Source organism: Halorubrum distributum JCM 13561 (assembly GCF_000337395.1).
Lineage (GTDB): Archaea > Halobacteriota > Halobacteria > Halobacteriales > Haloferacaceae > Halorubrum > Halorubrum distributum.
In genome coordinates, this window is sequence record NZ_AOJF01000035.1 from 88389 (window position 1) to 98046 (window position 9658).

Sequence of the window (9658 nt, forward strand, 5' to 3'; positions counted from 1 at the left end):
ATGAGCGACCGCACCCGATCGGACGGCGAGGGGTTCGTCGACGCGGCCGACGAGGCGCTCCGGGGGGCGTACGACCCGCCGATGAGCCTCGCCGCCTACGTCGACCGCGTGTTGGAGAACCCGACCGCGGCCGCCTCCGGCGCGGGGTACGTCCTCGCGGCCGTCGAGTCGTTCGGGACCCGCGAGGTCCGCGAGCGCGGCGAGACGCTCGACCGGTACCGGTTCTTCGACGACCCGGCGAACGACGGCGAACACGCCGTCCTCGGCAACACCCGCGCGCTCAACGGGTTCGTCGACGACCTCCGCGCGGCCGCGACCGGGCGGGGCGGCGACGAGACGATAGTCTGGGTCGACGGGCCGACCGCGACCGGGAAATCGGAGTTCAAGCGGTGTCTCGTCAACGGGCTCCGCGCGTTCTCGAAGACGGACGCCGGCCGGCGGTACACCGTCGAGTGGAACGTCGCGGGCGCCGACGGCGTCGGCGGCGGCGCGGGCGCCGCGTCGCTCTCGTACGGCGACGGCGGCGACGCCGGGGAGTGGTACCGAAGCCCGGTCCAGTCGCACCCGCTGTCGGTGTTCCCCGAGGCGGTCCGGGAGTCGATCGCCGACGCGGCCGACGACGACGCCTACCCGATCGCCGCCGACGTGGAGCTCGACCCGTTCAGCCGCGAGGCGTACGACCGCCTGGAGTCGGCCTACCGCGAGCGGGGACGCCGCGACCTCTTCTCGGCGATCACCGACCGCGACCACCTCCGGGTGACGAGCTACGTCGTCGACGTGGGTCGCGGGATCGGCGTCCTCCACGCCGAGGACGACGGGACCGCGAAGGAGCGGCTCGTCGGCTCGTGGATGGGCGGCATGCTGCGCGAGTTGGACTCGCGCGGCCGGAAGAACCCGCAGGCGTTCAGCTACGACGGCGTGCTCTCGCAGGGGAACGGCGTCGCCACGGTCGTCGAGGACGCGAGCCAGCACGCGGACCTGCTCCGGCGGCTGCTCAACGTCCCCGACGAGCGCCGGGTGAAGCTGGACAAGGGGATCGGGATGGACTTGGACACCCAGCTGATCGTCATCTCGAACCCCGACCTCGACGCGGAGCTGGACCGCCACGCCGAGCGCGGCGACGCCGACCCGCTGAAGGCGCTGAAGCGCCGGCTCTCGAAACACGAGTTCCGCTACCTCACGAACCGCCGGCTGGAGGCGCGGCTCCTGCGCAGAGAGATCGCCGGCGCGACGGCGGTGGAGGGGGCGGGCGACGCGGACGACGCGGCGGTCGGAGCGGACGCCGCCGCGGGGAGCGACGGCGCGACGCGGGCGCGCGACGACCCGGGCGCCGCGCCGCTGTCGATCGAGGTCCGGAAGTCGGACGGCGCGGCCGTCGAGCGCGAGATCGCGCCCCACGCGGTGGGGGCCGCGGCGCTGTACGCGGTCGTCACGCGCCTCGACGGCGACGACCTCCCCGGCGACCTCGACCTGATCGAGACGGCGGAGCTGTACGAGACGGGCGAGGTCCGGCGCGGCGACGACGCGGTGACCGTCGACGACGTGGCCCTCGCCGCGGGGGACGGCCGGAACGGGATCCCGGTCACGTACGCCCGCGACGCGGTCGCCGACCTGCTCGCGACGACCGCCGACCGGAGCCACCCCGACCTCCCCGTCGAGCGCGTCGTCACCCCGACGGACGTGCTCGACGCGATGGCGGACGGGCTCGCCGGCGCCCCCGTCTTCTCGCGGGCCGAGGCCGCGGAGTTCGAGGGGCGCCGCGGGCCGGTCGCCGAGCGGATCCGCGAGCGGCAGCGCGAGGACGTGATCGGCGCGATCCTCGCCGAGGAGACCGTCCCGACGGAGACGGTCGCCGAGTACGTCGAGCACGTGTACGCGTGGGACGAGGACGACCCGACCGACAGCGAGCGGGCCGACGAGGCGCCGGACCCGCTCGCGATGAAGGTGTTCGAGACGGAGACGCTCGGGCGCTTCGACGAGGGCGACTACCGCGGGACCGACCCGGGCCGCGACGTCGAGCGCTTCCGGCGCGAGCGGGTGATCCGCGGGCTCACGCGGTACGCGTGGCGCAACCGCGGCGAGGAGTTCAGCGTCGACGAGGTCGACCTCGGGGAGGTGCCCGAGCTGAAGGCGGTGATCGACGCGAACGACCTCGCCGACGTGAAGCGGCGGTTCCCCGATCTCGACCCCGCGGCGTGGCCCGACCCGCCCGCCGACACCGAGACGGAGCGGGTGAAGGCGGAGACGATAGCCCGCCTGTGCGAGCGCGGGTACAGCCCCGCGTCCGCGGAGCTGACGAGCCGCGCGGTGATGGATGACGTTCGCGACGAGTGGCCCGACGTCGACGGCGGCCGCGCCGACGAAGACGGGCCGAACGGCGGCGCCGACCGGAACGGAGGTGGTGATCCGTGGGACTGACGGAGGACCGCGAGCGCTTCCGCGAGGTCGGCGAGACGCGCCGAGAGGACCTCGCGGAGTTCATCAGCCACGGCGACCTCGGCGGCTCCGACGCCGACCGGATCCGGATCCCGATCAAGGTCGTCGACCTCCCCGCCTTCGAGTACGACCAGCGAGCGGCCGGCGGGGTGGGGCAGGGCCTGTCTCTTATACACATCTCTGATGGNCCTTGCCAGCCCGCTCAGAGATGTGTATAAGAGACAGATCCCGAGGAGTTCGCCCGCGAGCTCGACGAGGCGCTCGGCCTCGACCTCGAACCGAAGGGGAAGCGGGTGGTAGCGGAGGTGGAGGGCGACTTCACCGACACCGCCCGCTCCGGCCCCCGAGGGACCCTCGACGTCGACGAGTTCTTCAAGCGCGGGCTGAAGCGCCACCTCGCGACCGACTTCGACGAGTCGTACGTCCGCGAGGGGCTGTTCGTCGCCGGCGCCGACGTGGACGACGTCTTCGCGTGGGCGCGCGACCAGGAGATCCCGGTCTCGCGGGCGTGGATCGCCGACGCCGCGGCGACCGCGGAGGACGAGCGCGGCGAGCCGGTGGCGGCGCTCGACCGCTGGGAGAGCTTCGACGCGCTCGAGGAGGGGGTCGACCGCGAGCCCGTCACCCACCGGATCCGCCGGGAGGGGCTCGACAGCGTCCCGTTCCGCCGCGAGGACGAGCGGTTCCGCCACCCGGAGGTGATCGAGAAGCGCGAGCGCAACGTCGTCGTCGTCAACGTCCGCGACGCCTCCGGCTCGATGCGGGAGACGAAGCGGGAGCTCGTCGAGCGCGTGTTCACCCCGATGGACTGGTACCTGACCGGGAAGTACGACGCCGCCGAGTTCCGGTACGTCGTCCACGACGCGGAGGCGTGGGAGGTCGACCGCGAGGAGTTCTTCGGGATTCAGTCCGGGGGCGGCACCCGGATCTCCAGCGCGTACGACCTCGTCGAGGAGATCCTCGAGGAGTACCCGTACGGCGAGTGGAACCGGTACGTGTTCGCCGCGGGCGACTCCGAGAACGCCGGCAGCGACACCACCGAGCGCGTGATCCCGAAGATGGAGTCGATCGACGCCAACCTCCACGCGTACGTGGAGACCCAGCCCGGCGACGGCGCGGCGAACGCCCGCCACGCCGACGAGGTCGAGGCGGCGTTCGAGGGGGACGACGGTGTGGCCGTCGCGCGCGTCAGCGAGCCGGACGACGTGACGGACGCGATCTACGAGATCCTCAGCACGGAGGCCGAAGACGACGGACCCAAGACGGGCGACGGCCGCGCGACCGGCCGGACCGACGGGGGTGAGCGGCGATGAGGGACGACCGGGTCGAGGCGAAACGCGAGGCCGAGGCGCTCGACGAGCCGGCCCGCGAGGCCCGCGAACTGGCGGAGCGGCTCGGGCTGGCGCCGTACCCGGTGCGCTACTGGGTCGTCGACCACGACCAGATGAACGAGCTGATCGCCTACGGCGGCTTCCAGCGTCGGTACCCGCACTGGCGGTGGGGGATGAACTACGAGAGACAGAAAAAGAAGGACCGCCACGGGCTGGGGAAGGCGTTCGAGATCGTCAACAACGACGACCCCGCCCACGCCTTCCTCCAAGAGTCGAACTCGGCGGCCGACCAGAAGGCCGTCATCACCCACGTCGAGGCGCACGCCGACTTCTTCGCGAACAACGAGTGGTTCGGGCTGTACGCCGACCGCGGCGAGGACGGCCCGAACGCGGCGGCGCGGCTGGAGCGCAACGCCGACCGGATCGCGGCGATCGCCGAACGGACGGACGTCGACCGCGACGAGGTGGAGCGCCTGATCGACGCCGTGAGCGCCCTCGAAGACACGATCGACCAGCACAGCCCGGTCGACGCCGCCCGGTCGGTCGAGGAGCCGGGCGTCGCGGCCGACGTGAGCGACGGCGACGAGGACCCGCTGGCGGCGATCGAAGCCCGGATCGACGAGCTCAATCTCTCCGAGGAGGTGCGCCGCGACGTGTTCGACGACGAGTGGCTGGAGGCACGCGGCGAGGGCGTCGAGCCGGAGGAGCCGCGCCCGGACGTGCTGGCGTTCCTGCGCGACCACGGGAAGCGGTACGACCCCGACAGCGGGAAGGCGGTCGACCGCGAGCCGTGGGAGACCACCGTCATCGACGCGGTCCGCGAGGAGGCGTACTACTTCGCGGGGCAGAAGCAGACGAAGGTGATGAACGAGGGGTGGGCGACGTACTGGGAGTCGGTGATGATGGGCGGCGAGGGGTTCGCCGGCCCGGACGAGTTCCTCACGTACGCCGACCACATGTCCCGGGTGCTCGGGTCGCCCGGACTGAACCCGTACAAGCTCGGCTTCGAGCTGTGGACGCACGTGGAGCTCCGGGCGGCGCGCCGGGAGGTGCTCGACAAGCTGCTCCGCGTCGAGGGGGTGACGCCGGAGAACTTCCACGCCCGGATCGACCTCGACGAGGTCGCGGCCTTGCTCGACCCGCACCCGGCGATCGCGGGCGCCGGCCCGGCGACGCTCGACGAGCTCGCCGAAATGGCCGCCGACGGCGACCCCCGCGTGGACGCCGAGGCGGTCGACCGGGCGCTCTCCGCCGGAGACGAGGCCGACGCGGGCGCGGAGTCCGCCGGCGTCGACGTCGAGCGGTACCCGTGGAAGCTGCTCACGCGCGAGGGGCTCGCGGAGCGCCACTACGTCCTCTCGCGGCCGGAGCACCGGGGCGCGCTCCGCAACGTCTCCCGGGAGGCGCTCGAAGAGCAGGCGCGGTACCTGTTCGACGTCGACCGATACGACACCGTGGCGGCCGCGATCGACGACGTCGACCGCGCGGCCGGCTGGGAGCGCATGTTCGAGGTGCGCGAGAGCCACAACGACGTGACGTTCATCGACGCGTTCCTCACCGACGAGTTCGTCCGCGAGGGGAACTACTTCACCTACGAGTACAGCCGGGCCGCCGGGGAACACCGCGTCGCCAGCGTCGACGCCGACGACGTGCGCAAGAAGCTGCTCCTCCGGTTCACGAACTTCGGGAAGCCGACGATCGTCGTGCTGGACGGGAACTTCCGGAACCGGGGCGAGCTCCTCTTGGGCCACCGGTACAACGGCGTCGAACTCGACGCGGAGCGCGCGAAGGCGACCCTGAAGCGCGTCTTCGAGCTGTGGGGTCGCCCGGTGAACCTCGCGACGATCCGCGTCGAGTACGACGACGGGGAGGTCCGGCGCGCCAAGCGACGCGGCGAGGAGCCGGCGGGCACGGAGGTCGGCGTGCGGTACCAGTACGACGGCGGCGACGTGACCGAACACGACCTCGACGCCGAGACCGAGTCCCGGATCGCGGCCGACGACGTCGATTACGACACGAAGCCCGACGACTGGCTGGCGTGAGGCGCCCGCTGCCGGCCCCTGGATCCGCCGCTCCGCCCTTCGGACCGACACTTATGACCGGCGGGCGACAAGGACGGACATGGACACTCCGGAGACGGAGGCTGCCGAGGGCGGCGCCGACCGATCGCGCCCGCTCCCGGAGGGGACGCCGCTCGCGTTCGCGGACCGGGACCCGACCGCGATCGACGACGCGACCGAGCTGTACCTGCTGGACCGGCACTCGGCCGCGGACGGCACCGTCAGGGTCCAAGTGTTAGGCTGGGAGCGCGACGGCGACTTAGTCCGCGTCGCCTACGCGCTCCCGACCGGCGAGCGCCTGCGCGACCGCTACCGTTGGCCGACTGCGGGCCGGTACGACGAGAGCGACTTCCTCGCGCTGGTCCGCGGGCTCGGCTACCCGCCGGGCGCCGCCAACCTCATCGCCGGGGAGTTCGCCCGCGCGCGCAGCGAGAACGGCCGCTGGCGGATCGTGACCGGGCGGCGGTCGGACGGGGAGCGGGACTCCGACGCTGCGAGCGGCGCGAGCGGCGGGGAGCGGGACTCCGACGCTGCGAGCGGCGGGGAGCGGGCCGAACCCGCGACCGCGGCGGGCGAACGCGCCGCCGTGTCCGACGCGCCGTCCGGACTCCGGGAGCGCGTGCGGCGCCTCGACCCGATGGCGACGGGGAGCGCCGCGGTGGTCCTCCTCGTCCTCGCGGTCGTGATCCCGGCGACGCTGGCGACGCTGACGGGCGGGCTCACGGCCGCGTCGACCGCACTCGGCGGCGTGCTCGGAGCCGCCGCGCTGGCGACGCTGCGACTCTCGATCGCCGCGGTGTCGTGACAGGCGATCGGGAGACGGAGCGCGGCTACGCGAGCGCGGCGACCAGCTCCGACACCGCCGCGATCTCGTCGTCGTTGATCCCGTGGCCCATCCCCTCGTAGATCCGCTCGTCGACGTCGGCACCGAGCGCCTCCAACACCGCGGTCGTCTCGTGGACGCGCTCCTCGGGAATATGGGGGTCGGTGTCGCTACAGCCGACGAACGCGGGCGTCCCGGCGAGCGGCTCCTCGGCGTCGCCGTCCAGTCCGCCCTCGGCGTCCTCCTCCGCCCCGCCCTTGATGTCGGCGGCCGCGTCCGCGAGGTAGTCGTCGACGGCGACCGTCTCGCCGATCAGCCCACCGCTGAAGACGGCGAGCCCGCCGTAGCGGGTCGGGCTGCGGGCGACGAACTCGCTCGCGAGGCAGGCGCCCTGCGAGAAGCCGCCGACGAGGACGCGATCGCGAGCGATCCCGGCGTCGACCGCGCGACCGACCGCCGATCCGACCGCCCGAAGCCCCGAGGTCCGACCGGGCTCGTTGTCCGCAATCGGCGCGAGGAAGGAGTTCGGGTACCATGTGTTTCCCGCGGCCGCGGGTGCGATGATCGCGACGTCGCGGTCGCCGGCCAGCTGCTCGCCCAAGTCGACGACGCTGCGGGCGGTGGCGCCGCGGCCGTGGACGAGCACGAGCGCCGCTCCGGCGTCGTCAAGCGGCGTCCCGGCCGTGACCAGTGGCTCGTCGCCGTGGGGGTCGTCGCCCGCGTGCGGTCCCGGAGAGCGGTCGGCCATCTCAGACCCCGACGCCGGCGTCGGCGTCGGGCAGGTCGTGTTTGTTCACGGGGAGCCCGAGCTCTTCGAGGGCCCCCTCCATGTGGCGGTCCTGCGCGAAGTCGGCACCGTCCTCCTCGCGGAGGCGCTGCGCGGCCGCGAGCACCTCGCCCTTCCGGCCGTCGGGGATCTCGTACTTGTCGGCCGACAGCTCGATGACGAGCCCGTTGTTGTCTTGGGTGTAAATCGAGTGGAAGATGCCCCGGTCGAACACGTTGTACCCCTTGCCGGCGTCTTCGAGCGCCGCCATGATCTCCTCGTACTCGTCGGGTTCGACGCTGAAACACAGGTGGTGGACGGCCCCCGTGTTGACGCGCTGGCCGCGCGCAGACGCCCGCTCGTCGCTCACGAACACCGTGAGGATTCGGCCGTCGCCGGTGTCGAAGAAGAGGTGCGTCTGCGAAGGGTCGTCGAGGTTCGGCTGCCGCAACACGAGTGGCATCCCGAGCAGGTCGCGGTAGAAGGCGAGCGTGTCCTCCTCGTTGCTGCCCCAGACCGTGATGTGATCGGTGCCGCTGGTGTGGAACGGTGCGTCCGGAAGCTCCGACGTGACCGGAGCCAGCTTCTCGTCACTCATACCGATCGAGAGGCGACCGAGCCGTATAAAATCGAGAGGGACGGGACGGTGACCGGCTGACACCGGTGTTATCTGGCGGAGTACCTCAGAGGGGCCGTCGTTCGACTCCGCTCGAGAGCGCCCGGCGGGTCGCCGTCGCCGGCTGATCCCGTCGTCGAGTCCCCGTGCGCGGAGCTGTGCCGGCAACTGCGGAGGACCGCCGTCACTGCTGCCAGACGGGCGGTGCGACGCCGAGCGTCCGAACGACGACGGGGTACGCGACGGCGATGACCAGGACGATCACCAGCGACGCCGCGAGCCCGAGCCCGCCGAGGACGCACTCGACGACCGCCAGCGCGGCGAACATGGCGACGAACATCACCGCCCAGTGGGGGGCGAGCTGTCGCACCTTCTCCGTTGTCGAACTCATGGTCTCGGTAGCGGTCCCGACGGGTAGTGACTGTCGGTAGACCGGAGCGGAACCGAACGAAAACGCCGGTCGGCGGTCAGTACCGCGACGGGATGAACGCCATCCCGGCGAGCATGATCGACGACAAGACCGAGAGGACGAGGACGCGCGAGAGACCGCTGCTGTACTGGTTGAACCGTTCGATCTCGGTGACCTGCGCCTCGTACGCCTCGATGTCCGACGACATTCGGAGCGTCGAGGCGTCGGGGAAGTGCGCGACGTAGTCCGTGTCACCGAGCGTCACCGTCGAGTGCTGCGCGACCTCGACCGTCTCCGTCTCCGTGGTCTCCCACACGAGGACCGCGCCGCCGGTCGTCACGTCGTCGACCGTGACCGTCTGCCCGTCGTACTCGAGCGTCTCACCCGTCGCGTGCGTCCGCTCTTCGGGCGCGGGGAAGTACTCGTCGACGGGCACCAGCGTCCGGTCGCCGTTCTCGTCGGTCACCGCGACGTACTCGCCGTCCTCCAGCGTGACCGTCTCGTTTTCCGCCGCGTCGTCGGCTTGGAGAATCGCCTGTCGGTCGAGCACTTCGACGAGCGTGAACTCGCTGGCGTCGTCGCCGGAAATCTCAACGCGCCACTGGCGGTCATCGACCGTCACCGTCGAGCCGTTCGCCCACGTCTCGGACGTCTCGGCGGTGTACTCGCGTTCGAGCGTTCCGGTAACGACGGTCGTTGCCGCACCGCCGTGACCGCCACCCTCCTCCGTCTCCGAGATGTCGGCCACCGTGAACGTCTCCCCGCCGGCTTCGATCGTATCTCCCTGCGCAGCGTCAATTTCCGGGTTTTCGAGCGCTATCTCCGGACTCTCGGCCGTCGCGGTCAGCGCGCCCGCCACGCCCGCGACGGCGAGGAACAGCGCGACAAACACGGCCACAGCGCGTCGTTGCATAGTTCACGCATGGGTCACCCGGTGTTTAACGGTTACTAAGCGGGTCAGTTCGTGGGACCGACCGGCCGGTCCGTCTCGAAGAAGAAAGCCAAGGGCCGGATTTGAACCGGCGTTGGGCGGCTCTGCAGGCCGCTGCGTCTGACCAGACTCTGCCACCTTGGCGCGTGCGAACGTACCGCTGTCGAGCGTTTAAGCTTAGCGGTCGGCTGCGAGCGTGTGGGTCGCTGGATATGAAAAAAGCCCACGGACGTTACGTCCGTGGGCTTGGTGGGATTGTTCCCGTATGAATGGGTAGGCGGCGACT

7 protein-coding genes, 1 tRNA gene and 1 pseudogene are annotated in these 9658 nt (G+C 71.6%); 4 read left to right on the forward strand and 5 right to left on the reverse strand.

Annotated features, from left to right (window positions below; all coding sequences use genetic code 11):
* From C470_RS08650 to C470_RS08665, 4 genes and pseudogenes are all read left to right on the forward strand, one after another.
* A complete protein-coding gene (locus tag C470_RS08650; RefSeq protein ID WP_008366650.1) occupies positions 1–2418 on the forward strand; it encodes a serine protein kinase PrkA in 2418 nt (805 codons plus the stop codon).
* Positions 2409–3749: pseudogene (locus C470_RS08655) on the forward strand (DUF444 family protein). The gene C470_RS08650 and the pseudogene C470_RS08655 overlap by 10 nt, the downstream one beginning before the upstream one ends.
* The gene (locus C470_RS08660) at positions 3746–5809 is read left to right on the forward strand and encodes a SpoVR family protein (protein ID WP_008366652.1); all 2064 of its coding nucleotides are present in this window, start codon (positions 3746–3748) and stop codon (positions 5807–5809) included. The pseudogene C470_RS08655 and the gene C470_RS08660 overlap by 4 nt, the downstream one beginning before the upstream one ends.
* 79 nt (positions 5810–5888) lie before the next feature.
* On the forward strand, positions 5889–6632 hold the full coding sequence (locus C470_RS08665) for a hypothetical protein (protein ID WP_008366654.1): 744 nt from the start codon (positions 5889–5891) through the stop codon (positions 6630–6632).
* A gap of 25 nt (positions 6633–6657) precedes the next feature.
* Here the strand turns inward: C470_RS08665 and C470_RS08670 are convergent, their stop codons facing one another.
* The 5 genes from C470_RS08670 to C470_RS08690 form a co-directional block, all read right to left on the reverse strand.
* Positions 6658–7398: an alpha/beta hydrolase gene (locus C470_RS08670; RefSeq protein WP_008366656.1), complete on the reverse strand. Its 741-nt coding sequence runs from the start codon at positions 7396–7398 to the stop codon at positions 6658–6660.
* A gap of 1 nt (position 7399) precedes the next feature.
* Positions 7400–8014, reverse strand: a complete 615-nt coding sequence (locus C470_RS08675; RefSeq protein ID WP_008366658.1) for a VOC family protein — start codon at positions 8012–8014, stop codon at positions 7400–7402.
* A 202-nt stretch (positions 8015–8216) separates the two neighbouring features.
* Entirely contained in the window at positions 8217–8423 is a 207-nt protein-coding gene (locus C470_RS08680; protein WP_008366660.1) for a hypothetical protein, read from the reverse strand.
* Between the two features lie 76 nt (positions 8424–8499).
* Positions 8500–9339 (reverse strand): hypothetical protein, encoded by an 840-nt coding sequence (locus C470_RS08685; RefSeq protein WP_004599194.1) that lies wholly within the window; start codon positions 9337–9339, stop codon positions 8500–8502.
* A 101-nt stretch (positions 9340–9440) separates the two neighbouring features.
* Positions 9441–9516: transfer RNA gene (locus tag C470_RS08690), tRNA-Cys, on the reverse strand.
* Positions 9517–9658 lie beyond the last annotated feature (142 nt).

Bases quoted from the DNA above. Each gene is read 5' to 3' on its own strand.
- C470_RS08650 (WP_008366650.1), top strand. From the start codon at position 1: ATGAGCGACCGCACCCGATCGGACGGCGAGGGGTTCGTCGACGCGGCC.
- C470_RS08660 (WP_008366652.1), top strand. From the start codon at position 3,746: ATGAGGGACGACCGGGTCGAGGCGAAACGCGAGGCCGAGGCGCTCGAC.
- C470_RS08665 (WP_008366654.1), top strand. From the start codon at position 5,889: ATGGACACTCCGGAGACGGAGGCTGCCGAGGGCGGCGCCGACCGATCG.
- C470_RS08670 (WP_008366656.1), bottom strand. From the start codon at position 7,398: ATGGCCGACCGCTCTCCGGGACCGCACGCGGGCGACGACCCCCACGGC.
- C470_RS08675 (WP_008366658.1), bottom strand. From the start codon at position 8,014: ATGAGTGACGAGAAGCTGGCTCCGGTCACGTCGGAGCTTCCGGACGCA.
- C470_RS08680 (WP_008366660.1), bottom strand. From the start codon at position 8,423: ATGAGTTCGACAACGGAGAAGGTGCGACAGCTCGCCCCCCACTGGGCG.